The 25149-nt window shown below is 70.1% G+C and carries 30 protein-coding genes, 1 tRNA gene and 1 other RNA gene; 17 read left to right on the top strand and 15 right to left on the bottom strand.

Features of this window, described 5'->3' with window-relative positions:
• Positions 1–15 precede the first annotated feature (15 nt).
• Complete coding sequence (locus ABTW64_RS00810; RefSeq protein WP_350618193.1) at positions 16–810, top strand: MOSC domain-containing protein; 795 nt, start codon at positions 16–18, stop codon at positions 808–810.
• A gap of 25 nt (positions 811–835) precedes the next feature.
• A tRNA-Val gene (locus ABTW64_RS00805) sits at positions 836–908 on the top strand.
• Positions 909–911: 3 nt separating this feature from the next.
• On the opposite strand, the gene ABTW64_RS00800 is transcribed toward ABTW64_RS00805, so the two are convergent.
• Positions 912–1841 (bottom strand): hypothetical protein, encoded by a 930-nt coding sequence (locus ABTW64_RS00800; RefSeq protein WP_350618191.1) that lies wholly within the window; start codon positions 1839–1841, stop codon positions 912–914.
• Between the two features lie 108 nt (positions 1842–1949).
• Positions 1950–2933 (bottom strand): TIGR03557 family F420-dependent LLM class oxidoreductase, encoded by a 984-nt coding sequence (locus ABTW64_RS00795; RefSeq protein ID WP_350618189.1) that lies wholly within the window; start codon positions 2931–2933, stop codon positions 1950–1952.
• A gap of 145 nt (positions 2934–3078) precedes the next feature.
• Between ABTW64_RS00795 and ABTW64_RS00790 the strand changes: the two genes are divergently transcribed.
• From ABTW64_RS00790 to rnpB, 4 genes are all read left to right on the top strand, one after another.
• Positions 3079–3873, top strand: coding sequence for a zinc ribbon domain-containing protein (locus ABTW64_RS00790; protein WP_350618187.1), 795 nt, complete (start codon positions 3079–3081; stop codon positions 3871–3873).
• On the top strand, positions 3870–4349 hold the full coding sequence (locus ABTW64_RS00785; protein WP_350618185.1) for a reverse transcriptase-like protein: 480 nt from the start codon (positions 3870–3872) through the stop codon (positions 4347–4349). Before ABTW64_RS00790 ends, ABTW64_RS00785 begins: the two co-directional genes overlap by 4 nt.
• 12 nt (positions 4350–4361) lie before the next feature.
• Positions 4362–6125: a bifunctional 3'-5' exonuclease/DNA polymerase gene (locus tag ABTW64_RS00780; protein WP_350618183.1), complete on the top strand. Its 1764-nt coding sequence runs from the start codon at positions 4362–4364 to the stop codon at positions 6123–6125.
• A 56-nt stretch (positions 6126–6181) separates the two neighbouring features.
• Positions 6182–6557: RNase P RNA component class A (gene rnpB, locus ABTW64_RS00775), an RNA gene on the top strand.
• A 448-nt stretch (positions 6558–7005) separates the two neighbouring features.
• Here the strand turns inward: rnpB and ABTW64_RS00770 are convergent.
• The 7 genes from ABTW64_RS00770 to ABTW64_RS00740 form a co-directional block, all read right to left on the bottom strand.
• Positions 7006–7287, bottom strand: coding sequence for a hypothetical protein (locus tag ABTW64_RS00770; RefSeq protein ID WP_350618181.1), 282 nt, complete (start codon positions 7285–7287; stop codon positions 7006–7008).
• A 92-nt stretch (positions 7288–7379) separates the two neighbouring features.
• Positions 7380–7697 (bottom strand): DUF7882 family protein, encoded by a 318-nt coding sequence (locus tag ABTW64_RS00765; protein ID WP_350618179.1) that lies wholly within the window; start codon positions 7695–7697, stop codon positions 7380–7382.
• A 549-nt stretch (positions 7698–8246) separates the two neighbouring features.
• Entirely contained in the window at positions 8247–8999 is a 753-nt protein-coding gene (gene ppgK / locus ABTW64_RS00760) for a polyphosphate--glucose phosphotransferase (RefSeq protein WP_350618177.1), read from the bottom strand.
• A gap of 129 nt (positions 9000–9128) precedes the next feature.
• Positions 9129–9509 carry an RNA polymerase-binding protein RbpA gene (locus ABTW64_RS00755; RefSeq protein ID WP_350618175.1) on the bottom strand — a complete coding sequence of 127 codons (381 nt, stop codon included), beginning with the start codon at positions 9507–9509 and terminating at the stop codon, positions 9129–9131.
• 117 nt (positions 9510–9626) lie between these two features.
• Positions 9627–10385 (bottom strand): glycerophosphodiester phosphodiesterase family protein, encoded by a 759-nt coding sequence (locus tag ABTW64_RS00750; protein WP_350618173.1) that lies wholly within the window; start codon positions 10383–10385, stop codon positions 9627–9629.
• Positions 10382–11287: an SPFH domain-containing protein gene (locus ABTW64_RS00745; RefSeq protein WP_350618171.1), complete on the bottom strand. Its 906-nt coding sequence runs from the start codon at positions 11285–11287 to the stop codon at positions 10382–10384. Before ABTW64_RS00745 ends, ABTW64_RS00750 begins: the two co-directional genes overlap by 4 nt.
• Positions 11288–11290: 3 nt before the next feature.
• Positions 11291–11773, bottom strand: a complete 483-nt coding sequence (locus ABTW64_RS00740; protein ID WP_350618169.1) for an NfeD family protein — start codon at positions 11771–11773, stop codon at positions 11291–11293.
• A gap of 219 nt (positions 11774–11992) precedes the next feature.
• Here ABTW64_RS00740 and ABTW64_RS00735 point away from each other — a divergent pair, with 219 nt between their 5' ends.
• Genes ABTW64_RS00735 through ABTW64_RS00725 form a run of 3 tightly spaced genes read left to right on the top strand, consistent with a single transcriptional unit; the run spans position 11993 to position 14610 of the window.
• A complete protein-coding gene (locus ABTW64_RS00735; RefSeq protein WP_350618167.1) occupies positions 11993–12784 on the top strand; it encodes an SDR family oxidoreductase in 792 nt (263 codons plus the stop codon).
• 42 nt (positions 12785–12826) lie between these two features.
• On the top strand, positions 12827–13399 hold the full coding sequence (locus tag ABTW64_RS00730; protein ID WP_350618165.1) for an anthranilate synthase component II: 573 nt from the start codon (positions 12827–12829) through the stop codon (positions 13397–13399).
• Positions 13396–14610, top strand: coding sequence for an anthranilate synthase component I family protein (locus ABTW64_RS00725; RefSeq protein WP_350618163.1), 1215 nt, complete (start codon positions 13396–13398; stop codon positions 14608–14610). The genes ABTW64_RS00730 and ABTW64_RS00725 overlap by 4 nt, the downstream gene beginning before the upstream one ends.
• A gap of 32 nt (positions 14611–14642) precedes the next feature.
• Here the strand turns inward: ABTW64_RS00725 and ABTW64_RS00720 are convergent, their stop codons facing one another.
• Positions 14643–15575 carry an AEC family transporter gene (locus ABTW64_RS00720; RefSeq protein ID WP_350618161.1) on the bottom strand — a complete coding sequence of 311 codons (933 nt, stop codon included), beginning with the start codon at positions 15573–15575 and terminating at the stop codon, positions 14643–14645.
• A 73-nt stretch (positions 15576–15648) separates the two neighbouring features.
• Here ABTW64_RS00720 and ABTW64_RS00715 point away from each other — a divergent pair, with 73 nt between their 5' ends.
• The 5 genes from ABTW64_RS00715 to ABTW64_RS00695 all read left to right on the top strand — a co-directional run bounded on the left by ABTW64_RS00715 (position 15649) and on the right by ABTW64_RS00695 (position 20144).
• Positions 15649–16245, top strand: a complete 597-nt coding sequence (locus tag ABTW64_RS00715) for an LOG family protein (RefSeq protein WP_350618159.1) — start codon at positions 15649–15651, stop codon at positions 16243–16245.
• A 121-nt stretch (positions 16246–16366) separates the two neighbouring features.
• Positions 16367–16753, top strand: a complete 387-nt coding sequence (locus ABTW64_RS00710; protein ID WP_350618814.1) for a helix-turn-helix transcriptional regulator — start codon at positions 16367–16369, stop codon at positions 16751–16753.
• 10 nt (positions 16754–16763) lie between these two features.
• Entirely contained in the window at positions 16764–17174 is a 411-nt protein-coding gene (locus ABTW64_RS00705) for a VOC family protein (protein ID WP_502892279.1), read from the top strand.
• Positions 17175–17238: 64 nt separating this feature from the next.
• A complete protein-coding gene (locus tag ABTW64_RS00700) occupies positions 17239–19584 on the top strand; it encodes an ATP-binding cassette domain-containing protein (protein WP_350618155.1) in 2346 nt (781 codons plus the stop codon).
• A 38-nt stretch (positions 19585–19622) separates the two neighbouring features.
• Positions 19623–20144 (top strand): GNAT family N-acetyltransferase, encoded by a 522-nt coding sequence (locus tag ABTW64_RS00695; protein ID WP_350618153.1) that lies wholly within the window; start codon positions 19623–19625, stop codon positions 20142–20144.
• Positions 20145–20315: 171 nt separating this feature from the next.
• Here the strand turns inward: ABTW64_RS00695 and ABTW64_RS00690 are convergent, their stop codons facing one another.
• The 3 genes from ABTW64_RS00690 to ABTW64_RS00680 form a co-directional block, all read right to left on the bottom strand.
• Positions 20316–20597 (bottom strand): hypothetical protein, encoded by a 282-nt coding sequence (locus ABTW64_RS00690; RefSeq protein WP_350618151.1) that lies wholly within the window; start codon positions 20595–20597, stop codon positions 20316–20318.
• Positions 20576–21088 (bottom strand): hypothetical protein, encoded by a 513-nt coding sequence (locus ABTW64_RS00685; RefSeq protein ID WP_350618149.1) that lies wholly within the window; start codon positions 21086–21088, stop codon positions 20576–20578. Before ABTW64_RS00685 ends, ABTW64_RS00690 begins: the two co-directional genes overlap by 22 nt.
• A 91-nt stretch (positions 21089–21179) precedes the next feature.
• Positions 21180–21875 carry a transglycosylase family protein gene (locus ABTW64_RS00680; RefSeq protein WP_350618147.1) on the bottom strand — a complete coding sequence of 232 codons (696 nt, stop codon included), beginning with the start codon at positions 21873–21875 and terminating at the stop codon, positions 21180–21182.
• 267 nt (positions 21876–22142) lie between these two features.
• Here ABTW64_RS00680 and ABTW64_RS00675 point away from each other — a divergent pair, with 267 nt between their 5' ends.
• On the top strand, positions 22143–22643 hold the full coding sequence (locus ABTW64_RS00675; RefSeq protein ID WP_350618145.1) for a hypothetical protein: 501 nt from the start codon (positions 22143–22145) through the stop codon (positions 22641–22643).
• Positions 22644–22655: 12 nt separating this feature from the next.
• On the opposite strand, the gene ABTW64_RS00670 is transcribed toward ABTW64_RS00675, so the two are convergent.
• The gene (locus ABTW64_RS00670) at positions 22656–23153 is read right to left on the bottom strand and encodes a GNAT family N-acetyltransferase (protein WP_350618143.1); all 498 of its coding nucleotides are present in this window, start codon (positions 23151–23153) and stop codon (positions 22656–22658) included.
• 108 nt (positions 23154–23261) lie between these two features.
• Here ABTW64_RS00670 and ABTW64_RS00665 point away from each other — a divergent pair, with 108 nt between their 5' ends.
• Complete coding sequence (locus ABTW64_RS00665; protein WP_350618141.1) at positions 23262–24011, top strand: alpha/beta fold hydrolase; 750 nt, start codon at positions 23262–23264, stop codon at positions 24009–24011.
• Positions 24011–24688: an esterase/lipase family protein gene (locus tag ABTW64_RS00660; RefSeq protein WP_350618812.1), complete on the top strand. Its 678-nt coding sequence runs from the start codon at positions 24011–24013 to the stop codon at positions 24686–24688. The genes ABTW64_RS00665 and ABTW64_RS00660 overlap by 1 nt, the downstream gene beginning before the upstream one ends.
• 15 nt (positions 24689–24703) lie before the next feature.
• Here the strand turns inward: ABTW64_RS00660 and ABTW64_RS00655 are convergent, their stop codons facing one another.
• The gene (locus tag ABTW64_RS00655) at positions 24704–25138 is read right to left on the bottom strand and encodes a VOC family protein (RefSeq protein WP_350618139.1); all 435 of its coding nucleotides are present in this window, start codon (positions 25136–25138) and stop codon (positions 24704–24706) included.
• Between the last annotated feature and the right edge of the window lie 11 nt (positions 25139–25149).

The following is a 25149-nucleotide window of genomic DNA, read 5'->3' as shown; positions in this document are numbered from 1 at the left end:
GGGCAGGATGGACGGGTGCCGTTCGTGACCTCCCTGTTCCGCTATCCCGTGAAGGGCTTCACCCCCGAGAGTCGCGACGCGCTGACGGTGCAGGACGACGGCCGGGTCGCGGGAGACCGCGTGCTCGCATTCCGCTTCGCCGATGCCGCGCAGCCGGAGGATCGCGACGGACTCGACCACTGGCCCAAGACCCGTGGTCTCGCGCTGATGGATTTCCCGTCGCTGGCGCGGCTGACGCTGTCGTACGACGATCGACGCCGGCTGGTGCGTGTCGCGCTCGCGGGCGAGCTGCTGGCTGAGGAGCGGCTCGATCCGGAGGGCCGTCGGAGGCTGTGCGAGGCCGTGACCGACTACGTGCTCGCGACACCGGATGCGCGCCGCCTGCGAGCGGCCGGCCGACTGCCGCTCGCGCTGGTGGGCGATGGAGGGACCTCTCGCTTTCAGGATCGGGCGCGCGGCTTCGTCTCGCTGCATGCGGCCGCCTCGGTGGCGGCCCTGAATGCCCTCGTCGAGGCGCCCGTGGACGACCGTCGCTTCCGCTCCAACGTGGTGATCGACGGAGTGGACGCGTGGGAGGAGCTGTCCTGGGCCGGGCGCGTCACCATCGGCAACGTGCAGTTCGAGGCGCGGCAGCCGATCGGTCGCTGTCTGGCGGTGCAGGCCAACCCCGACACGGGCGAGCGCGATGCGCGCCTGCTGCAGGTGCTCACGCGCGATGTCGGCCAGGCGGAGCCGACGCTCGGCATCCTGCTGCTCCCGGTCCGCGGCGGGGGAGTGATCCGCGTCGGCGACGAAGTGCGGGCCGGATGACGCCCACCCCATAGACTCGACCCAGGGGCCTTTAGCTCAGCTGGTAGAGCGCCACGTTTACACCGTGGATGTCGTCGGTTCGATCCCGGCAGGGCCCACTGTCAGTCCCAACCGCAGCTGACGTAACTCACCAGGAACCATCCGGTTCGCACCTCGGCGACACCGACGATGCTGGTGCCACCCGCGTCGACACGTTCGACCGTGACCCAGAAGTTGCCGTTCGGGCTCGGGAAATTGGCGTGCCGCAGGGTGAGCCTGCCCGATTGGATGGATGGGTTCTGCACCTGCTCGCGGGCATCGGGCGCCCCTGCAGGCGCCACGAACACCCGATAGGTGGCGCCGGACGCCTGCGAGAACGTCAGGCGCGCGGAGGCCGACAGCAGCGGCTCCTCGCACCTCATGTGCGACAGCGCCGCCACGTCCTGCGTGAGGGCCGCAGCCTCGGTCGTGACGGTCCAGTCCTCGCCAGGCGCGTACGTCAACTGGGACTGCACCGTCAGCTCCGCTCGCTGCCCGCCTTCGCTGATGAGCGTGCCCGGGCTGATCGCCGTGCGCACGCACAGGATCACCTGGCTCTCAGTCTGCGTGGTCGAGCTCGCGCCGATCTGCCCGACGGCCGTGACGCGGTTGTCGAGCGTCACGGCATCCGCGGGCGGCGACTGTGGCGTGCAGGCGCTCACGTGCGACACCGGTTCGACCCAGACCCTGATGCCGCTGCGAAGGGCCGCGGACGTCTTCGTGGCGTCTGCGGCGACCGTTGCGGTGTAGCTGGCGGCGCGGCTGCCTCGGTTGACGATGCTCACCGCGCCGGCTGCCTGCAGGGCCGTGCCGCTGTACGTCATCGCGAGCGGAGACTTCTGTCCCTCGGGCAGGAGCTTCTGCGTGACGCCGACGGTCGCCGCATTCGCGGTTCCGTCGAGCCTCGCCTGAGCCGACCAAAAGGCTGCCGCGCCGCCCCCGCCCACGAGCGTGAGCACCACGACGAGAGCCGTGATGAGCGGCGAGCGACGGAGCCGGCGGCGGGGAAGCATAGCGTTCAACGCTATTGCCCGCCGCCGCCGACCCGCCGCTGAAGTCGCCGTGCTTGAGCGGATCCTGATCGGGGCTTGAGCATGCCGCCCGCTGGGCGGGAGTCGCTCTCAGAGTGCGCGGAGCTTCTCCAGCAGCGGGCCCGCGACCTCGTCGAGGAACTGCTGCTGCTTCTCGTCGCCGATCTGCACGATCGCGACGTCGGTGAAGCCGGCGTCGAGGAAGGGGCGAACGCCCTCCGCGAGCTCGTCCAAGTCGGGACCGCACGGGATGGAGGACGCGACGTCCTCGGGCCGGACGAACTGGCTCGCCGCCTCGAAGCCGGCGGGGGTGGGGAGATCGGCGTTGACGGCCCAGCCGCCGCCGAACCAGCGGAACTGGTCATGCGCCCGAGCGATCGCGGCGTCCTTGTCCGGATCCCAGGAGATCGGCACCTGACCGATCTTGCGCGAGCCCCCCTGGGGGGCGGTGGCATCCTGCCGCTCCTGGTCCCAGCCCGTCACCAGATCGGCCTCGGGCTGCACGGCGATCATGTGGTCGCCCAGCGGAGCGAACTTCGACAGCGAGCTTCCCCCCGACACGGCGACCCCGAGCGGGACGCCTCCCTCAGGGGCATCCCACACGCGGGCGGAGTCGACCCGGAAGTAGGCGCCGTCGTAGGTGACGAGGTCGCCCGTGTGCAGCGCGCGGATGATCTCGATGGCCTCGACGAGCATGTCCTGCCGCTGGTCGACCCCGGGCCAGCCCTCGCCGACGACGTGCTCGTTCAGGCTCTCGCCCGCGCCGAGCCCGAGGGTGAACCGGCCCTCCGACAGCTCCTGGATCGTGGCGGACTTCTGCGCCACGACCGCCGGGTGATAGCGCATGGTCGGGCACGTCACGTAGGTCATGAGGTCGACGCGGGAGGTGGCGTGCGCCACCGCGCCGAGCACGCTCCACGCGTACGGCGCGTGGCCCTGGCTGACGAGCCAGGGCGAGTAGTGGTCGCTCGAGACCTCGAAGTCGAAGCCGATGTCCTCAGCCTGCTGGGCGTAGCGGACCAGCTCGCGGGGGCCGCTCTGCTCGGTCATGAGGGTGTAGCCGAAGCGCGTCATCCGGATCCTCCTGTCGTCTGCGCGTACGCGGCGACGCTACGGCGCCTTCGGCGTCCACGCACGGGGCTTGCGCGGTCCACGACGATGGGGCACGCGCGGCGGTCGGGAACGGGTGGCGGCGGCACCGGAGCGGTACGTTGGAGGAGTGAAAGCCAGCCCTGCCGACCAGCTGCTCCTGCTCGACGTCGCCGACATCGATCGACGCCTGTCGCGAGCGGAGGCTGTGCGTCGCAACCCGCCGCAGGCCGGCCGGGTGCAGGAGCTGATCGCGCAGCGCACGGCGCTCGGTCGTGAGCTCGCCGCACGGGCAGGCGTGCGCGACGACCTGCGGGCCGAGCTGAAGCGGATCGAGGCCGATGTCGAGGTCGTCACGGCGCGGCGCGCGCGCGACGTCGAGCGCCTTGCCGCGTCGACGAGCGCCAAGGACGCGCAGAGTCTCGAACGCGAGATCGCGAGCCTCGAGAAGCGACGCGGCGATCTCGAGGACGCCGAGCTCGAGATCATGGAGAAGCTCGAGGCTGCCGATGCGGCACTCGCCGAGCAGCAGGCCCTGATGGACGAGACGACCTCGGAGGGTCAGCGGCTCAGCGCCGAGGCGAAGGAGCTGGTCGCCAAGGCCGTGTCCGATGTCGAGACGCTCACGCGCGATCGCGCCGCCATGGCGGGCCGCATCCCCGCGGACCTGCTCGGTCTCTACGAGCGGCTGGCGGCGCGGGGGACCGGGGCCGCGCTGTTCACGCGCGGCATGTGCGGCGCCTGCAACATGACCCTCTCGCCCAGCGATCTGTCCGTGCTGCGCGCGACACCCGCGGACGACGTGGCGCTGTGCCCCGAATGCGGCGCGATCATGGTCCGCACCGCGGAGTCGGGTCTGTCCGCCTCTGGCACGCGCACGCTGTACTTCTCGCCGAGCGACGCACCCGACGGACCCGTTCGATGACCGGACCGCTCATCGTCGAAGCCGACGGGGGATCGCGCGGCAATCCCGGCACCGCAGCGGGCGGCGCGGTCGTGATCGATCCGGCGAGCGGGTCGGTGCTGAGCGAGCTGGGCGTGTATGTCGGCATCGCGAGCAACAACGTGGCGGAGTACAACGGCATGATCGCCGGCATCCGAGCCGCCCTCGAACGCAACCCGTCGGCCATCCACGTGCGCATGGACTCCAAGCTGGTGGTCGAGCAGATGACGGGCCGCTGGAAGATCAAGCACCCCGACATGCAGGCGCTGGCGCGCACGGCGCACGACGTGATCGGCGGGCGCACGGTGACGTTCGAATGGGTTCCCCGCAACGACAACAAGCTCGCCGATGCGGCAGCCAACGAGTCGATGGATGCGCGCGCCAGCTTCCGCCGCGATCTCGACGGCCACACGTCCGCGGCGGCTCCGGACGCCGTGGGCGGCGAGTCGCTGTTCTGATCCGGGCCTCCTATGGCGGATGAGCCGCGCGAGCCGACGAGGTCGTCGCCGTGGCTCGATGCCGATCGCATCGCGCTCGGTCGCTCGGGCGACGGCGGCATCCTGGCCCTGGCGCTCGACCGCGAGCACGAGCGCGGCCGGCGGCCGTTGAGCGCCGCGGAGCTGCCCGCATGGGTCGCCGCGCGCGAGCAGGAGGCGCAGGCGACGGGCCGCGCAGTGCGGTGGGTGTGGTCGAGCACCGCGGAGTGGTATCCGCGCCTGCTGGCGGCGGGAGTCCGCGTGGCACGGTGTCACGATCTGCGGCTCTGCCACGCCATTCTGCGCGCCGCGGTGCCGGGCACGCCCGAGCTGCGTGCCGCACGCGGGTGGGACGGACCCGCGGCGACGGATGATCCCACCGGCGGCGACGCGCTGTTCGATCTCGAGGTGCCTGCCGCCGTTCGCAAGCGCGACGATCTGCGCGAGATCTCGGCGGAGCTCGTCCGTCAGGACGCCGCCGTGGGGCTCGCCGCCGACCCGAGTCGGATGCGGCTGCTGCTCGCGGCCGAGTCGGCCGGCGCGCTCGTCGCGGCTGAGTTGCGGGCCGCCGGGGTGCCCTGGAGTGCCGACGTGCACCGGAGCATCCTGACCCAGACGCTCGGCCCGCGGGGAGTGGGCGGCGTGCCGGAGAATATGGCACGCCTCGCCGCGCAGGTGCGTGCGGCACTGGACGACCCGGCGTTGTCGCTCGACTCGCCGCCCAAGCTGCTGCGCGGCCTGCAGAACGCCGGCATCCGGGTGGAATCCACGGCGAGGTGGGAGCTCGCCGAGATCGAGCACCCGGCGATCGGGCCGCTGCTCGAGTACAAGAAGCTCTCGCGCCTGCTCACCGCCAACGGCTGGGCCTGGCTCGACGAGTGGGTGCACGAGGGGCGGTTCCGGCCCGTCTACGTGCCCGGCGGGGTTGTCACCGGTCGCTGGGCGTCATCCGGCGGCGGAGCGCTTCAGCTGCCGCGGCAGCTCCGCGGCGCTCTGCGCGCCGATCCGGGCTGGCGCATCGTGGGGGCGGACGTGGCGCAGCTCGAGCCGCGTGTGCTCGCGGGGATGGCACGCGACGGACGGATGGCTGAGGCTGCCCGCGGGCGTGACCTGTACGAGGGCATCCTGGCCACGGGCGCCGTGGCGACACGGGCGGAGGCGAAGGTCACCGTGCTGGGCGCGATGTACGGCGCGACGACCGGCGACTCCGGCCGGCTCGTGCCGCGCCTGCGCAAGGTCTACCCCGGTGCGATGGGGCTCGTGGACGCCGCGGCCCGCACGGGGGAGGAGGGCGGTGTCGTCTCGACGTGGCTGGGGCGCACGTCGCCGGGCCCCGACGACGCATGGCGCACGGCGCAGGCGCGCGCCTCACGGCCCGGCGCATCCGCTGCCGACGAGACGCGCGCGCGGCGGCTGGCGCGCGACCGTGGTCGGTTCACCCGCAACTTCGTGGTGCAGGGCACGGCCGCCGAGTGGGCGCTGGCGTGGCTCGCCGACCTGCGCCTCCGTCTCGCGCAGCTGCCGGCCGTGGCTCCGGAGACGGGGGCACCGGCATCCGGCGTGGCCTTCGCGCGGCGGGCGCACCTGGCCTTCTTCCTGCACGACGAGGTGCTCGTGCACGCACCCGCAGAACACGCAGAGGCGGCGGCCGAGGCGATGCGCGCATCCGCGGCGGCCGCGGGGCGGCTGCTGTTCGGGTCCTTCCCGATCGACTTCCCGCTCGACCTGCGCATCGGCGACAGCGCCGAGAAGGCGTGAGCCTCGCTCGGGCGCGCGGCCCCCACCGGTTCGCGCCGTAGACTGGATGACGCGAATGGGTCGGCCGGACGACCGCGTCGCGGGCGGTTCGCCGTCGCGCGCCGAGGAACGTCCGGGCTCCACAGGGCAGGGCGGTGGGTAACACCCACCCGGAGCGATCCGCGAGACAGTGCCACAGAAAGCAGACCGCCGGGCGCCCTGAGGGGGCCCGGTAAGGGTGAAACGGTGGTGTAAGAGACCACCAGGGGTCGCGGTGACGCGACCCGCTCGGTAAACCTCGCCCGGAGCAAGACCAGACAGAGGATGTCGACGCGGCCCGCCGAGTCCTCGGGTAGGTCGCTAGAGCGTCACGGCAACGTGCCGCCGAGAGAGATGGTCGTCGACGGGGCGCAAGCCCCCGAACAGAACCCGGCGTACAGGCCGGCCCATTCGCTTTCCTCGTTCTGACGTGGGATCTACTGGTCGGCGCCCGGTGCGTTGCTCCGCGGGGAGTCGGCGGAATCCGCGCGTGGGGCACCGAGAACGAAGGCTCGCGTAGTAGTGCCGGAGTGCGCGCATCCTCGTGCCGTCTCGTCGGTGAGGCCCCGCAAGCGGCGTGTTCAACGTTCCTGGGTTACTGCCCCCATCGCTCGGATCTGCCGGTACTCGGCGCGTGACTCTACGTCCTGACGTGAATGCGTGGCTTGACAGCGACGAGCCGTGGCTCGGCCGCGCGGTGAACGTTCAGGGCCACGTCTTCAGCGAGCAGCGGATCATCGACGGGGATCTCATGTCGGCGGCGTCGAACATGCAATCACCGATGGAGTCCGCCGAGGCGACCGTCTTCATTCCGAGTGAGTCGCGTCGACGAGATGCGTCAACGGTGCTCAGGTGCAGGAGGTCAGATGATCTCGCGCGGATCGGCGTAGGCCAGCTCCACGTCACCCGGGTCCGAAGGGTCGAATTCCACGGCTTCGACCGTAAAAGCGACTCGAGTGAAGGCGGTGATCAGCGCGCTGACCGCGTGGTCTCCCGCCACCGGGAAGTCGACAAAGGCCCCGCCTGTGTGGACGGCATTCTCGATTCGCTGCTTCAGAGCCTCGATGTCGGGACCGTCGCCCAAGGGAAAGGCGCGGCCATCGATGCTGATCTCCGCGCGCACCATCGTTTTCATGTCCCCCATCCCGGTGAGCGTAGGCGAGCACCACCTCACTGCATCAGGGACTTGCGGATCTCGAAGGATGGTGGCTACCGGGGCAGAACCCGAATGCGCGCTCAGGAACCGGCGGGCACTCCGCTGTCAGCGTGCTCTCCGGTGAGAACGATGCCGCCTCCGGTCATCGCGGAGTCCGCCATTCGTCGGATCCACTCCTGGTTCAGGTCGGTCGGCTCAGGCCCGTCGAAGTCGAACTTCACTGGGATCGCGGGGTGGATCCAGATGGTGTTTCGCCCGTGTGCGTCGGGGTTCTTCCAGGACAGCGTGAAGCTCTCCTGACGCCGGAGCTTCTTGGTGATGACCACCCTCAGGTGCGCGAGCGTCCGGTCGTCAATGTCGACCGCGGGACCGATGTGGTCGTAAAACAGTTGTCCCATGCGGGCCTCCTCAGTGAAGGCCGACGTTACACGGTCGTGACGGCAACCCCGTGAAGGGAGTCCGTTGGCTGCAGATCCGTGTCGGCGCTTCTCAACGCGCCGCCGGGCGGATCACCGAGGAAGAACACCAGGCAGCCAGGCGCGAGGCACTCGACACCCCCTGAATGTCGGTGGTCGCTGGCATTGTGATCCCTTCGAGTCGGCGAATCTCGGGAACAAGACGGCGTCAGAAGCTCCTTCCACTTTCGTGGCGGAGACACCGCCCATCGACCCGTGGGAGCAGCCTGGGAGGGACGTCGTTCGAACACGGATTGAGACCGCCCCGGACGGCCGCTCGCAGTCCGCAGAAGTGGCCGTGGTTGCCATTCCGACCACCATCAATGGCAACCGGAGAACGGCCGATGGCGCCGCATAATCTCTCACGTGCAATAGTCGCCGATCACCCGCAACCACCCGGATCGCAGAACCGGGCGTACAGGCCGGCCCATTCGCTTTCCTCGCTCCGCGAAAGCGCCCTCGGATCCACGGATCCGAGGGCGCTTCGACGTATCAGAGGGCGAGAGAGGCGGCGCCGATGATCCCGGCGTTGTTGCGGTGCACGGCCGTGCGCATGTCTGCCCGGGTCTTGATCAGGGGCATGAACTTCTCGGGGTTCTTCGAGACGCCGCCGCCCACCAGGATCAGGTCGGGGGAGAAGAGGAACTCGACGTGGTCGTAGAACTCCTGCAGGCGCGCTGCCCAGTCCTCCCAGGAGAGCTTGTCGCGCTCGCGCGCGGTCGCGGCGGCGTATCTCTCGATCGAGTCGCCGTTCCACTGCAGATGACCCAGCTCGGTGTTGGGCACGAGCGCGCCGTCGAACAGGAACGCCGAGCCGATGCCCGTGCCCAGCGTCGTCAGGATGGTCAGGCCCGGCTGATCCTTGGCGGCGCCGAACCGCAGCTCGGCGAGGCCCGCCGCATCGGCGTCGTTCACGAAGTGGATGTCGCGCTCGAGGCCGTCCTCGAAGAACTTCTCCGCCTCGAAGTCGAGCCACTTCTTCGACACGTTCGCGGCGGACAGGGTGCGCCCGTTCTTCACGATGGTGGGGAAGCACACCCCCAGGGGCAGTGCGTCGGCATCCGGGCCGAGCAGGTCGAGCAGCTCCCGGACGGTGGCCAGCACGTCCTTCGGCTTGGCGCCGTCGGGGGTGGGGATGCGCACGCGATCGCTGACCAGCTCGCCCTTCACGAGGTCGACGATTCCCGCCTTCATGCCGGTGCCGCCGATATCGATTCCGACCGCTCGATCCACGCTGTTCGCCATGCCCTCAGCCTATGCGAGCCAGGCGTCCATGCCTCGCCGACGCGAGCCGGCCGACCGGCTCATCCGCGCGCCCCGGGGGCACGAAAAGACGCCGACCACGCAGGCCGGCGTCTTTCGTGATCTGTCGGGTCAGGCCGACTTCGCGCGCGTGGGATCCTCGCCCGCACCGCGACGAGCTCGGATGAACTCGAGTCGCTCGGCCAGGATCTCCTCGAGCTCGGGGATGGTGCGGCGCTCGAGCAGCATGTCCCAGTGCGTGCGAGGGGCCTTGTCGCCGCTGTGGTCGACCTCGACCGTGCCGCCCTCGACCTTGAGCAGAGCCTCGGCGCCGCAGCTGCGGCACTCCCACGTCTCGGGAGCCTCGGCGTCGGCCGCAAAGGTCAGGGTGGTGTCGCGGCCGCAAGTCGCACAGTGATAGGTGTGCTGGGTGCGCTCCATGAACACGACGCCCTCTTCGCTCTGGAGGCTCTGGGCGCCGAGTCGGATTCCGCGAAGGCTGCGATCTGCCATGTGTGGTCCTCTCGTCGGTCCCCAGGTATAACGCTCGCGCCTGTGGACATCATCCGAAGGGCGGCTCGGCGCGGGCCTTTCCCAGGGGAATCCCAGCGTCGTGGCGGCGCGGGTGACTCAGCGGGTGAGGACCTCGAGCGCGATGTCGGCGTGGTCCGTCACGATGCCGTCTACGCCCTGGGCGACCAGGAGACGCATCCGCTCGGGGTCGTTGACGGTCCAGACGTGCACCTCCACGCCGGCGTCGTGCGCCCAGTCGATCAGCCGGGGCGTGAGCACGCGCAGCACGCTCTGGCGCTCGGGGATCTGCAGCGCGTCGACGTCCCGCAGCAGGCGCATGGCGGTGCCGCGCATGAGCAGACGCACGGCCCCGACCAGGCGCGCGATCGTCCGGGACCCCGGAGACGTCGCCGGCCGGTCACCGCCGACGGCAGCCAGCGCCGCGAGCCGCCGTTCGTCGGAGAAGCTCGTCACGAGCACACGCGCGGCATGCTCGGCGACCAGACGCCCCACGCCCTCTGCCGCCGCGGCGGCCTTTACATCGAGGTTGAAGCGCGTTGTGGGGAACGCCTCGAGCGACTGGGCGAGGGTCGCGAGGCCGCCGCGGTCGGCCATCAGCTGCTCGAGCTCGCGCAGCGGAACCTCGGCGATGGGTCGCCGGTCACCCGTGATGCGCTCGAGGGTGTCGTCATGGAACAGGACGACCTCGCCGTCAGCCGTGACGTGACAGTCGGACTCCACATAAACCGCTCCGGCCGCGTGCGCCGTGGCGATCGCCGCGAAGGAGTTCTCGGAGATGTGCTCGTCCGGGCGGGCGAGGCCCCGGTGCGCGAGGACGCGCGGATGGGCGGTGCCGGTCAGATAGGGATGCGTCACAGGCGCTCGCCCGGCGCAGACCCTCGTCCGAACCCGCCCGCGATGCCCTTGAGCGCCTCGGTCAGCTCGCTGGGAATGATCCAGAGCTTGCTCGCCTCGCCCTCGGCGAGCTTCGGCAGCGTCTGCAGGTACTGGTACGCGAGCAGCTTCTCGTCGGGAGCGCCCGCGTGGATCGCATTGAACACCGTCTGGATGGCCTCGGACTCGCCCTGTGCGCGCAGCACCTGAGCCTGCTTGTCGCCCTCGGCCTTGAGGATCTCGGCCTGGCGCGCACCCTCGGCGACGAGGATCTGGGACTGCTTGTGCCCCTCCGCTGTCAGGATCGCGGCCCGGCGGTCACGCTCGGCGCGCATCTGCTTCTCCATGGCGTCCTGGAGCGTCACGGGCGGGTCGATGGCCTTGAGCTCGACGCGGCTCACTTTGATGCCCCATGCGCCGGTCGCCTCGTCGAGCGTCGCGCTGAGCTTGCCGTTGATGACATCCCGGCTGACCAGCGCCTCCTCGAGGTTGAGTCCGCCGACCACGTTGCGCAGCGTGGTGATCGACAGCTGCTCGACGGCGCCCAGGTAGTTCGCGATCTCGTACGTCGCGGCTCTCGGGTCGGTGACGCGGAAATACACGACCACGTCGACCGCCACCGACAGGTTGTCCTCGGTAATCACCTGCTGCGGGGGAAACGAGACGACCTGCTCGCGCAGATCCACGCGAGAGCGCGGGCGGTCGATGATCGGGAACAGCAGGTGGGGCCCGCCGTACAGCGTGCGGTGGTAGCGGCCCAGACGCTCGATGATGAACGCCTCGCTCTGCGGCACGATGCGGATGGCCTGGATGAGCGCCGTGATCACGAGGGCCACGACGGCAGCCGCTAGGACCCACAGCAGGACCGTTCCGACGATCTCCATGACTCAGCTCTCCCGGTAGGTATTGGGGGTGACGCCGGGGGTGCGCGCGGCGACCACGGCGGTGGCTCCCTGGATCGATTGCACGACGATGCGCGTCTGCGGCGGCAGGTCCGCGCCGGCGCTCACCCGCGCCGACCATGAGTCTCCGTTGACGAGCTTCACCCGACCGGCGATCGACGTGACGGTCTCCGTCACCACGCCGTCGAGCCCGATGAGCCCGTCCACGTTGAACCTCTGGGGATCGGCGCCGCGCCGCAGCCTGCGCAGGAGCGGCGGACGGAGCGCGGCGAGGAACGCCATCGCGGCGACCGCGGCGATGATCACCTGCAGCCACAGCGGCGCACCGGCGAACGCCGACAGGATGCCCGCGGTGGATCCGAGGCCCATCATCAGGAAGGTCAGCTCTCCTGAGGCCATCTCGATCGCGAGGAAGATCGCGATGAGCACCAGCCAGCCGACCCAAGCCCACTGCTCGATGAACTCCATGGGACCCCCTCGCGCCTCCCGAGTCGCTTCTCTCGCACCCTAGCAGCGGCCATCGACGCGCAGCGGCGACCACGAGCGGACAAGTCGATCGTCACGACATTGGAGGCTTGCGACAGAGCCGCGTGGGGCCGCGTTGGTAGTGTCGATCAGGCCCCGCGGACTTCCGGAGAAGCCTCCGCTCGCCGCCGCCACCCGCCCGCTCGACCTCAGGAGCACCTCGTGACCGACGCCCTCTCGCAGCCCATCGCACCCGGCACGCTGACCGGCAAGGTCGCGCTCGTGACGGGCTCGTCGCGTGGAGTCGGCGCTGATACCGTGCGCTACCTCGCGCAGGCCGGGGCCGACGTCGTCATCAACTACCGGAACAAGGCGCCCCGGGCCGAGAAGCTCGCCGCCGAGGTGCGCGCGCTGGGCGTGCGCGCTCTTGTGGTGGGCGCCGACCTGACCGACCCGGCGTCGGTCGAGTCGATGCTCGCCTCGGTGGCCGAAGAGCTGGGCGGGCTCGACATCCTGGTGCTGAACGCGTCTGGCGGCATGGAGAGCGGGATGGCGGAGGACTACGCGCTGCAGCTCAACCGCGACGCGCAGGTGGGCGCGCTGCGGGCGGCGCTGCCCCTTCTGGAGGCCGCCGCCGAGCGGGGCGGCGCGCGCGTGGTGTTCGTGACCAGCCACCAGGCGCACTTCATCCGCACGACGCCGACGATGCCCGAGTACGAGCCGGTCGCGCTGTCCAAGCGCGCGGGAGAGGACGCGCTGCGCGAGCTGATCCCGTCGCTGGCGGACAAGGGCATCGGATTCACCGTCGTGTCGGGAGACATGATCGAGGGCACGATCACCGCGACCCTGCTCGAGCGGGCCAACCCCGGCGCGATCGCGTCGCGCAGGGAGTCGGCGGGCAAGCTCTACAACGTGGCGGAGTTCGCCGCCGAGGTGGCTCGCGCGGCGGTCGACCCGGTGCCGGCCGACAACACCCGCCTGGTGGGCGACGTCTCGAGCTTCGCCGCCGAGTGAGCCGCGGCCGCGCGAAGCGGCCGCGACCACCAGAATGAAGCCATGACCACGCACGACGTCGTCGTCGTCGACCACCACGACAGCTACACCGGCAATCTGGTGCACCTCATCGCCAGGGTCACCGGAGGGCTGCCCCGTGTGGTCGAGCACGACGAGTGCACGGCCGCCGACGTGCTGTCGCATGACTTCGTCGTGCTGTCGCCGGGGCCGGGGCATCCGGCCGATCCGCACGACTTCGCCGTCGGGCGCGAGGTGCTGCGTGCAGGGGAGCGGCCGGTGCTCGGCGTCTGCCTGGGCATGCAGGGGATCGTCACCGCGTTCGGCGGCGTCGTCGAGCGGGTGGACCCCGGCCATGGCATTGACGCCACGGTGCGTCACGACGGCACCGGGCTGTTCGCCGGTGTGCCCGACGGGTTCCGGGCGGTGCGCTACCACTCGCTCGCTGCGCTCGAGCTGCCGGAAGACGTGCGCGTGACCGCGAGGGATGAGCGCACGGGCCTCGTCATGGGGGTCGCGCACCGCTCGCTGCCGGTGGCGGGCGTGCAGTTCCATCCGGAATCGATCCTCACCGAGCACGGCGAGGAGCTCGTGCGCAACTTCCTCGGCGCGGCATGAGCGACGCCTTCGACGCGGCCCTCGCGAGCGGTCGGTTCGTGTGGCTGCAGGCGGGCGACGGCGGCCCGCAGCTCTGCTGGCTCGACCCCTCGGATGTCTCGCTCGCGTACCACGCCGCCGCGCGGGAGGTCGTGCGCTATGCCGACGGACGCGCGGAGGTGGTCGGCGACGACATCTTCGCGGTGCTGGGCAGCGAACTGGCCGCCGGCCATCCTGACGACCGCTGGTACGGGTACTTCGGCTATGCCGCCCGCGCGGATCTGCCGGCGCGCCCGGACGGCGTGCTGCCCGACGCGGTGTGGATGCGGCCGTCGCACGTCGTGACGACCACGCCACCTCGCAGGGACGTGCCCCCTGCGAGCGGATCGTCTGCGTCCGATCCGGTGCCGGGCTGGTACGCCGACGCGTTCGCGGTCGTGCAGGAGCACCTGCACGCCGGAAACTCGTATGAGGTCAATCTGACGTACCGCGCTCGGGCCGCGTCGGCGCTTGCGCCCTACGAGGTGTTCCAGCGCCTGTGCGCGCTCAATCCAGCGCCGTACGCGGCATACGTGCATTACGACGTCGCGGGGGCGCGGGCCTTCGTCGTCGGCTCCTCACCCGAGCGCTACGCGCGCATCGACGGGGCGGCCGGGGGAGCGCGCACGATCGAGGCCAAGCCCATCAAGGGAACCACGCCCCGCGGCGCGACGCCGGGCGAGGACCAGGCGGCGGCGCGTCTGCTGGCGACGGACAGCAGGTTCCGATCCGAGAACCTCATGATCGTCGACCTGCTGCGCCACGACCTCTCGCAGGTGTGCGAGGTCGGCACGGTCGAGGTCCCGAGCCTCATGGCGGTGGAGTCGTACGCGTCGGTGCACCAGCTCGTGTCCACGGTGCGCGGGGTGCTGCGTCCCGACGTCGACACGATCGCGGCTCTGCGGGCCCTGTTCCCGGCCGGCTCGATGACCGGGGCGCCGAAGCTGCGCACGATGGAGATCATCGAGGCTGTCGAGGACACGCCCCGCGGCGCGTACGCGGGTGCCGCGGGATGGATCGCTGCGGACGGCCGGGCCGACCTGGGTGTGATCATCCGGACGCTGCTCACGGACGGCCGCGGCGGGTACACGCTCGGCACGGGCGGCGGCATCACGGTGCAGTCCGATGTCGCCGAGGAGTATGCCGAGTCGCGCTGGAAAGCCGAGCGGCTGCTGCGGGCGGTCGCGGACTGACCTTCCGCCGGGCGTGCCCGATGGACGTGGGATCAGGATCCGAAGATCACGGCCGCCGCGAACACGACCGGGATGCACCCGAAGGTGGTGAGGAAGACGACGTCGCGCGCGATCACCTCGCCGACGCCGTACCGCTGCGCGTAGTTGAAGACGTTCTGCGCGCTCGGGAGGCTCGCGAGGACCACCACCACGAGCATCGCGTGCGCGTCGAGCTGGAAGGCGAGGCCGATGGCCCACGCCGCGAGCGGCATCGCGACGAGCTTCATGGCGGTCGCGAGCAGCACGTCGGGGCGCGACCGCCGCGTGGTGAGCACCCGCTGCCCGTGCAGCGACATGCCGAAGCTCAGCAGCAGCACGGGCACGGCGGCGCCGGCCAGCAGGCCCACCGGCTCGGTCACGATCGGCGGCAGTTCGATGCCCGTGACCGCGACCAGCACGCCGAACGCCGCGCCGATGATCATGGGGTTGCGCAGCGAGCGGCGCAGAGCGCGGCCGAGCTCGCGCACCCCTGCGCGCTCCCCGGACGAGACCGAATCGAGCACCGCGAGCACGATCGGCGTGATCACGAGCAGCTGCACCAGGATGACCGGCGCCGAGTACGCGCCGTTGCCGAGCAGATAGGTCGCGATCGGGATGCCGATGTTGTTGGCGTTGACGTATCCCGCGCCGAGGGCGCCCATCACGATCTCGCCGAGCGAGCGGCGCCACACCAGACGCGCGATGAGGGCATACGCGGTGAACATCGCGGCGGCCGCGAGCATGGACACGGGAAGCAGGGCGGAGAAGAGCAGCGTGAGATCAGCGTCGGCCAGCACCGCGAACAGCAGGAACGGGTTCAGCACGAAGAACGTGAGCCGGCTGAGGACGTAGCGCGCGTGCTCGCCGAGCAGGTCTATGCGGGCGACGATGTATCCGGTGACGATCGCAAGGCCCACCACCGCGAAGCCCGTGAGGACCCCGATCACGACAGCATCCGGCGATGGGCGGCGGGGTCGCGGGTCACGCCCTTCAACCTATCGGCGTACATAGGGTGGGGGCATGAGCACCACTCTGCGGCGTGTGACCGTCTTCACCGGATCCTCGAGCGGCGTCGACCCCGCGTATGCCCGGGCGGCCGTCGACGTCGGGCAGGCATTCGCCGCACGGGGGATCGGGGTGGTCTACGGCGGCGGCAACGTGGGGCTCATGGGTGCGGTGTCCACGGCGGCACGGCAGGCGGGCGCCGACGTGCATGGCGTCATGCCCGAGGCTCTCGTCGACAAGGAGCGAGCGCACCCCAACCTGACGAGTTTCGAGATCGTGCCCGACATGCACGCGCGCAAGATGCGGATGGCCGAGCTCGGCGATGCGTTCGTGGCACTGCCCGGCGGCATCGGCACGCTCGAGGAGTTCTTCGAGGTGTGGACCTGGCTGCAGCTCGGCATCCATCGCAAGCCGGTCGCTGTGTACGACGTGCGCGGGTTCTGGCGGCCGATGCTGACCATGGTGGACCGGATGGTCGAGGAGGGGTTCGTGGCGGAGGCGTTCCGCGATTCGCTGCTCGTCGTCTCGACTCCGCGGGATCTCATGCACGCGCTCGAGTCGTGGCAGCCGCCGGTGCCGAAGTTCAGTGAGGCCGAGGTCCCGTCGGCCTAGCGACATCGCACGGGAGCGGCGCGCGGATGTCGGCGGCTCGTGGCACGATCGTCTCGTGACTCCGCCCGTCGACGACGCCAGGCTGCGCGAGCTAGAGCTGCTGCGGCGCGTGCGCGACCGGATGGACCGCGATTACGCCGCGCCGCTCGACGTGGAGGCGCTCGCGCGGGGCGTGCACATGTCGGCCGGGCACCTGAGCCGTCAGTTCAAGGCCGCGTACGGCGAGTCGCCCTACGCGTACCTGATGACGCGCCGCGTCGAGCGGGCCATGACGCTCCTGCGCCGCGGTGATCTCTCTGTCACAGAGGTGTGTCTGGCTGTCGGATGCCAGTCGCTCGGCACCTTCAGCGCACGGTTCACGGAGCTGGTCGGGATGCCGCCGAGCGTGTACCGGCGCACGTCCGCGCGCGGCCTCGAGGGACTGCCGTCGGTCGTCGTCAAGCACGCGACACGGCCCATCAGAAAGCGATCAGGAATCGAGAAGCGCGGCCTTCCGGCCCGCGGATAGCGTGACGTCCATGGACCTCAAGATCTCCTCCAGCTTCCTTCCGCACACCGACCCCGACGCCTCTCTGGCCTTCTACCGCGACGCACTCGGCTTCGAGGTGCGGCTAGATGTCGGCTACGAGAACATGCGATGGATCACGGTGGGCCCGGCCGATCAGCCCGACACCGCGATCGTGCTCACCCCGCCCGCGGTCGATCCGGGGATCAGTGACGAGGAGCGTCGCGTGATCGCCGAGATGATGGCCAAGGGCACGTTCGCCGCGATCGTGCTCGCCACACCGGATGTCGATGCCGCCTTCGAACGGCTCCAGGCGGCCGGCGTCGACATCGTGCAGGAGCCGATCGACCAGGACTACGGCCTGCGCGATTTCGCCGTGCGCGACCCCGCGGGCAACCTCATTCGCGTGCAGCAGCGCGCGTGATGCGCTCCTGATCCGCCCCGTCCCGTCCCGTCCCACCCGTCCGATCCCCATCTGAAGGAGCGCCGTGCATCCCGCCGACACCCACGACCTCATCCGCGTGCAGGGCGCGCGTGAGAACAACCTCAAGGACGTCAGCGTCGAGATCCCCAAGCGACGCCTCACGGTGTTCACCGGTGTGTCCGGGTCGGGGAAGAGCTCGCTCGTGTTCGATACGATCGCGGCCGAGTCTCGCCGCATGATCGACGAGACGTACAGTGCGTTCGTGCAGGGCTTCATGCCCTCAGTGCCGCGCCCCGACGTCGACGTCCTCGAGGGGCTGACGACCGCGATCATCGTCGACCAGGAGCGGCTCGGCGCGAATCCGCGCTCGACGGTGGGGACGGTCACCGACGCCAACGCGATGCTGCGCATCCTGTTCAGCAGGCTGGGGGAGCCCTACATCGGCGGCCCGACCGCATTCTCCTTCAACATCCCGACCCAGAAGGCCAGCGGCGTCATGACGGGGCCGAAGGGGGAGAAGAAGATCGTGAAGGACGCGATCTACCTCGGCGGCATGTGCCCGCGGTGCGAGGGACGCGGGCAGGTGTCGGACATCGATCTGTCGCAGGTCGTCGACGAGTCGAAGTCGCTGAACGAGGGCGCCATCATGGTGCCCGGCTACACGCCCGACGGATGGATGGTGAAGGGGTTCTCCGAGTCGGGCTTCTACCCGGCCGACAAGCCCATCTCGCAGTTCAGCGAGAAGCAGCGTCAGATCTTCCTCTACGGCGAGGTCACGAAGGTGAAGATCGCAGGGATCAACATGACCTATGAGGGTCTGATCCCGAAGATCACCAAGTCGATGCTGTCGAAGGATCTCGACGCGCTGCAGCCGCACATCCGGGCGTTCGTCGAGCGGGTGGCGACCTTCGCGACCTGCCCGGAGTGCGACGGCACCAGGCTCACCGAGGGTGCCCGCTCGTCCAAGATCGACGGTCTGAGCATCGCCGACGCGTGCCGCATGCAGGTGACCGACCTCGCCGAATGGGTGCGCGGCCTGGACAAGCCCGGTGCCGGGCCCCTGCTCAAGGCGCTCGGCGCGAACCTCGACGCGTTCGTCACGCTCGGTCTGGGATACCTCAGCCTGGACCGTCCGTCGGGCACGCTCAGCGGGGGAGAGGCGCAGCGGATCAAGATGCTGCGGCATCTCGGGTCGTCGCTGACGGACGTGACATACGTGTTCGACGAGCCCACCATCGGCCTGCACCCGCACGATATCCAGCGCATGAACGAGCTGATCATCCAGCTGCGCGACAAGGGCAACACCGTGCTGGTGGTCGAGCACAAGCCGGAGGCCATCCAGGTCGCCGATCATGTGGTGGACCTGGGCCCGCGCGCGGGGAGCGAGGGCGGCACGATCTGCTACGAGGGCACGGTGGAGGGGCTCGCGCAGAGCGGCACGCTCACCGGCCAGCACCTCGGCTACCGGGCGCGGCTCAAGTCGAGCATGCGTAGCGCGACCGGAGCGATCGAGGTCCGCGGCGCGAATGCGCACAACCTGCAGGATGTCTCGGTCGACATCCCGATGGGTGTGCTCACGGTCGTGACCGGTGTGGCGGGCTCGGGCAAGAGCTCGTTGATCCACGGCTCGGTGTCGTCCCGCGACGGGGTGGTCTCGATCGACCAGACCGCGATCAAGGGGTCGCGCCGCAGCAACCCCGCCACGTACACCGGGCTCCTGGAGCCCATCCGCAAGGCGTTCGCCAAGGCGAACGGCGTCAAGCCGGCGCTGTTCAGCGCGAACTCGGAGGGCGCGTGCCCGACGTGCAAGGGCGCGGGCGTGATCGTGACGGAGCTGGGGTTCATGGACACGGTCGAGACGCCGTGCGAGGACTGCGGCGGCAAGCGGTTCCAGTCGGCCGTTCTCGAGTACACGCTCGGCGGCAAGGACATCACCGAGGTGTATGAGCTGCCCGTCGCGGAGGCGCGCGCGTTCTTCTCGGACGGCGAGGCCAAGATCCCGGCGGCCGCCGCCATCCTGGGGCGAATGGAGGACGTCGGGCTCGGCTACCTGACCCTCGGTCAGCCGCTGTCGACGCTGTCGGGCGGCGAGCGGCAGCGCATCAAGCTGGCGAACCAGATGGGGGAGAAGGCCGACGTGTACGTGCTCGACGAGCCGACCACCGGCCTGCACCTCGCTGATGTCGAGAATCTCCTGGGGCTGCTTGACCGCCTGGTCGACTCGGGAAAGACCGTCATCGTGATCGAGCACCACCAGGCCGTCATGGCCCACGCCGACTGGATCATCGACCTCGGCCCCGGTGCCGGACACGACGGCGGGCGTGTGGTCTTCGAGGGAACTCCGGCGGACCTGGTGGCCGCGAAGTCCACGCTGACGGGTCAGCACCTGGCGCAGTACGTCGGGCTGTGAAGGCGGGATGAGGCCGGTCGTCGTCCTAGGCTGACTCCGTGATCGCCCTCGTCCTGCCCAGCCGCGAACGTCATGAGTCGTGGACTGAGGCGATCCGCGAGTTCGACGGCGCGACGCTCCATGGGTTCTCGACCTTCGGCTTCGAGGGCGATGACCTGAGCGACCCCCAGGTGTTCGAGCGGTGGCTCGCCAAGGAGCGACGGCAACGCACCGAAGCGATCGGAGGGTTCGTTCCCGCGACCGTGTGGTGGATCGTCGACGATCGCTCGCCCGACGTGGTGCTCGGGTCGCTCCACCTGCGGCACGAGCTCAACGCCGCGCTGCTCGACGACGGTGGCCACATCGGCTACGGCGTGCGACCCACGGCGCGCGGACGCGGTGTGGCGACAGCAGCCCTGCAGCTCGGCCTCGAACAGGCGCGCTCCCACGGCATCGACCGCGTGCTGCTGATCTGCGACAGCACGAACGAGGCCTCGCGCCGCATCATCCTCGCCGCCGGGGGAGAGCTCGAGGACATCCGCGGCGGCAGCGAGCGGTACTGGATCGGGCTGTCAGAGTGAGTTTCGCTGTCCGCAGCACATGTCCATCCGGATGGACATGTGGAGGCGCATTCTCGCCGAGCCGCGTGATGAGCGGACCGTACGCGTCGCCGAGGGGGATGGCCGGCTTCGAGGCGGTCGGACGTTATGTCAGAAATGGCCGCACGCGACCGGCGCGGGGAAGGCGGATGCTCAGGCTCGGCCGAGCTCTCGGATGCGCTGTTCGAACAGATCCAGCTCGCTCCGGAGCTGGGCGACGTCACGGGGAGTGAATCGTCGTACCCGCATGTTCAGGATGACGTCGGCCTCGAGTGAGTCGATGTCGAACTCGTCTGCGACCGCTGCGACGAGTTCCGCGTGATCGTCGGCGTCGGCCGTCGCGCAGACCTCCAGAAGGCGCGGTGCGTTCTCCACGGCCATCAGCATCGCGCGCACGATCCGGGCACGGTCGATCAGGTTCTGGCGCTCGTCCATCCCGGCCACTCTACGTGCGGCGGCCAGTAGCCGATAATGCACATTATGTCAGCTCCGATACGCCGGCGTCGCCGGTCTGCCGACAGCCCGAGCTCCGCCAGTAGCCGGTTGATCCGCTCGCTCTCACGGTTCGATGTGAGCTGCGCGGCGTACTTGTCCGGGGCGTTCCGGCGCCGCTTCGCGTGCGCGCGTTTCGTCTCCCGTTCCCGGATCTGCCGCTGTCGTTCGCGCTCGCGGTACTCCGTGTCGCGCTCGCGCCGCTCGCGCCGCCGGGCGATCTGCTTCGCGTTGACCAGCTGGATGCGGCGCCATCGCCAGTTCGGAAAAGCGCGGAACAGCTCGGCGAGGTCGGCGATCCACGCCTCCACGCCGCCGGGGCGATGCGCTCTCCGCACATCCGCAGCCACGAACTCCCTGATGCGGTCCAGGTCGTGCCGATTGGATGCGTCGAGGTAGTCCTCGAACCAGTCGCGCATCTCCCAGGGCTCCACCCGCCCATTATCGAGCGGATCCGGTTGCGCAACCCGCAAACCGGACGTGTGGGCGCGCTGGCCTGTCGGCGGCGCGCCCACACGTGCCGGATCACTCGGCAGGAAGCACGAGCTCCTGGCCGACCTCGATGAGGTCGGGGTCCGAGATGGTGTCCTGGTTCACGGCGAAGATCCCGAGCCAGCCCGTCTCGAGGCCCTCGGCTTCGGCGATCTCGAACAGCGTGTCACCGGCGGCGACGGTGTACGTCTCATCGGAGGGCTCGACATCCGGCAGCGCGTACGTCTCCTCGGTGGGCGCGGCGGCAGGAGCCTGGGCGGCCGCTCCCCCGCCGGACGGCGCCGATGCGACGGGAGCCTGCGCCTCGGCCGGCGCGGCAGCGCGCGGCTCAGCGGCGCCGCTGGCGCCGATCTGCGCCGAGCAGCTCGGCCAGGCGCCCCATCCCTGAGTGGCGAGGACGTTCTCGGCGACGCGGATCTGCTCCTCGCGCGAGGCGGCTGCCGGGTTGCCCGAGCCGCCGTTCGCCTCCCAGGTCGACTGCGAGAACTGCAAGCCTCCGTAGTAGCCGTTGCCGGTGTCGATGGCCCAGTTGCCGCCCGACTCGCACTGCGCCAGGGCGTCCCACGTCGAGTCGTCCGCCGCGTTCGCGGCGGACGGGATGAGCATGCCGGCGGCGGCGGCGAGCACGCCCGCCGCCACGAGGCCGCGGCGCGCGAGGCGCGGGCCGGCCGTGTCGCGAGTGGCGGTGATGCTGCGTGTGTTGGTGTCACGAATCACGGTGAACTCCACGGTCCCGTCTCCGCACGCGAGTGGATCACGCGTTCGTCCGCCCGACCGGAATGGTCTTCGGTTGAGGGGAACGAGGGACTCTGGGGGCGGATCCGACGGCGGTCCCTCGCGGTTCGCCGTGCCACGATACGCGATAATCACGAAACGGTAACGAAAATGCTCAGGAAGCTATCAGGTCTCGGCGAACGGGTGGCTTGGGCATCAGGCGTCGGCGGTTGGTCATCCCCCGGTCGCCGGATCGACACGGCGAAGGCATAACGTGAGCCCATGCGCACACGTCCCACCGCAGCCGTGCTTCCGATGCTCGCGCTCACGGCCGTGTTGACGTCGTGCGGCGCCGCACCGGCCGTCAGCCGCCTCGACGCGTACGAGGCCCGTGCTGAGGAGCTCACCGACGCCCTGCTCGGTGAGCTCGCCGGTGGGCGCGCTCCCGTTCTCCGCACGGTGTCGAGAGCATCGATCGATGACTCGCAGTGGCTCGTGCCACGCGAACGGCAGGCCGCCCACTGGACCACCACATCGACTCTCGAGTTCGTCGATGTGGAGGCATCCGCGGTAGCGGGCGCACTGCGCGCCCGACTGACCGAGGAGCGATGGAGGGTCGAACCCACGGTCGACCAGGGTGGCGTGCTCCCCTCTGTCGACACCTATCGCAGGGACGCGAGCGAGGGCGCCGGCGACTGGATCGTCCAGGTGGCGTGGAACGACGCCCACCGCCTCAGCGTGATCGTGCAGAGCCCGGTCACGGTGCGGGGCGACGAGGGCTGAGCCGGCGGCGCTTCACAGCGCGCGCAGCATCTCGATCTCACGGCCGTAGGGCGGCAGCTCGTATGGGTGCGAGCGTCCGGTCTCGACGAATCCATGCCGACGATAGAAAGCGACGGCGCGCGGGTTGTCCGCGTGCACATTGAGCCGTAGCGCGGGTCCCTGCTGCCGCGCCCAGTGGATGACCGCCTCCAGCAGCGCGTCGGCGACGCCCGCCTGCGGTCCCCGCCAGCGCGGATCTACGAACACCCCGGCGAGCATCGGGCCGCGCGTCCGTGAGAGCACGCCGCGCATGATGCCGATCCAGGTGCCGTCGTCTGCGATCGCGATGAACGCGGCGGTGCGCGGCGGCAAGGCCCGGGCCAGGCGATCGCGCCACGCGAGCTCATCGAGATCGACGACGTCCTCGTACCGCTCGTTGAAAGCGATCGGGGTGTCCTGCAGCATCCGCAGGCGCAGATCGCGGAAGGGCTCCCAATCGTCTTCCGAGAGGGGGCGGATGGAGAAGGCCACGCGGCCACCGTACGCCGCACGGGCGCTCTCTGCGCCAACCGGAGCCCATCCACTGAGAGCCGCGTCAAGCCCGGAACGACTTCTGCTCCGCTCCCCCAGAATGTAGGCATGCCCACGGAGCGCCTGTTCGATCTCGATGGTCAGATGATCCGGGTCTTCTCCTCCGAACGGGCCGCGAGTTCTCATCAGTACGTGTTGGTTCACGGTCTCGGCATCTCGCACCGCCTCTTCTCGCGCCTGCACGGCGTTCTGGCGAAGCGGCACACCGTGCACACGCTGGACCTGCCGGGATTCGGCGGTCTCCCCCGCCCGCGGCACTCTCCCGATGTGCCCGCCATGGCGCGTCTGATCGCTGACGTGCTCGACCGGATCGGCGCCCGTGACGTCGTTGCTGTCGGGGACTCGATGGGCACGCAGTGGGTGGTGGAGCTGGGTGCCCTTCGGGCCGACGTCGTCTCGCACGTCGTCGCGATCGGTCCCGTCGTCGACGACGAGCGCCGATCATCGGGCGCGCAGGCGATGGCCCTGGCGGCGGACACCGTGCGAGAGCCGCCGTCGGCGAATGCGCGCGTGCTCACGGAGTATCTGCGGTGCGGGCCGGCCTGGTACAGCAGCCAGCTTCGGCACATGCTCGCGTACCCCATCGAGAAGCGCGTGGGGGCGGTGAGCGAGCGCCTGATGATCCTCCGGGGTGGGCGAGACCCGATCGCCGGCCGTGACTGGTGCGAGCGGCTGGTCGCTCGCGCCCCCGGCTCGCGCCTCGTCGAGGTAGCGGGACACCCGCATCTCGTGCAGCACACCGCGCCGCACCGCGTGGCCGAGGAGATCGTGCGCTTCGTGCGGGACGGGGCGGCGTGATGGGCCTCTTCCGCACGGCGGGTTGGTGGATCCGCGACTACGCCTATGCCGCGGCGTGGCAGGCTCGTGCCTTCGTCGATCGCACCGATCCCGCGGGGCTGCGCAGCGGCGAGGGCGTGCCCATCGTGATCGTCCCCGGCGTCTACGAGACCTGGCGGTTCCTGCAGCCGCTCGCCGTCGCGCTGCACGATCGCGGCCACCCGGTGCACGTGGTCGACCCGCTGCGCGACAACCGCATCCCGGTCGAACGCGCCGCTGCCCTGGTGACAGCGCATCTCGTGCGCCACGGTCTGCGCGACGTCATCCTGGTCGCGCACAGCAAGGGAGGGCTGATCGGCAAACACGTCATGGCGTTCGGAGAGGGCATGAGTCGCGTTCGAGGCATGGTCGCGGTGGCCGCGCCGTTCGGCGGGTCGCGCTACGCCTCGCTGATGCTGTCGCCGACGCTGCGCGTCTTCTCGCCGCGCAATGCGACGATCATGGCGCTCGCCCGCGAGACCGCCATCAACGCACGCATCGTCTCGATCTACGGGCGCTTCGACCCCCATATCCCGGGCGGGAGCGCGCTTGAGGGGGCGCATAACGTGATGCTCGACACGGGCGGGCACTTCCGCGTGCTCGCCCACCCACGCGTCATCGCCGAGGTCGCCGCGATGGCCGAGCGCCGCGAAGGCTGAGCCAGGCATCGTGCATCAGACGCCGGGATCCGGCTGCCGGGATGCAGGCGCGCCGGAGTCCGACCTCGCGCGCGCGGGCTGGGACCACCCCTCCCACGCCGGCGCGTCGATCACGCAGAAGCGATTGCCCTCGGGATCCTCGAGGATCACGTAGTCGGCATCCGCGGGCCTGCCACCCCAGTGCACCTCGGTGGCGCCGAGCCGGATCAGGCGTTCCACCTCTGCGGCCTGATCGTCGGCGTAGAGATCCAGGTGGATGCGCGGCGGCAGCGCTCGTTGCGACCGCATCGTGTCGAGCGAGACGCTGGGCCCGATGCCTTCGCGCGGTCGCAGGACGACGAAGTCCTCCTCCATGGGCTCCCTCACCGCGTAGTCGAGGGCCTGGGTCCAGAACCGCACCTGGGCGGCGATGTCATGCACCCGGATGACGATGGAGCCCACGGTCAGCATGCAGACACCGT

It is taken from the genome of Microbacterium sp. NPDC096154 (genome assembly GCF_040302945.1).
GTDB lineage: Bacteria > Actinomycetota > Actinomycetes > Actinomycetales > Microbacteriaceae > Microbacterium.
The sequence above is the reverse complement of the archived record's forward strand: the minus strand, read 5'-3'. Positions and strand labels throughout refer to the sequence as shown.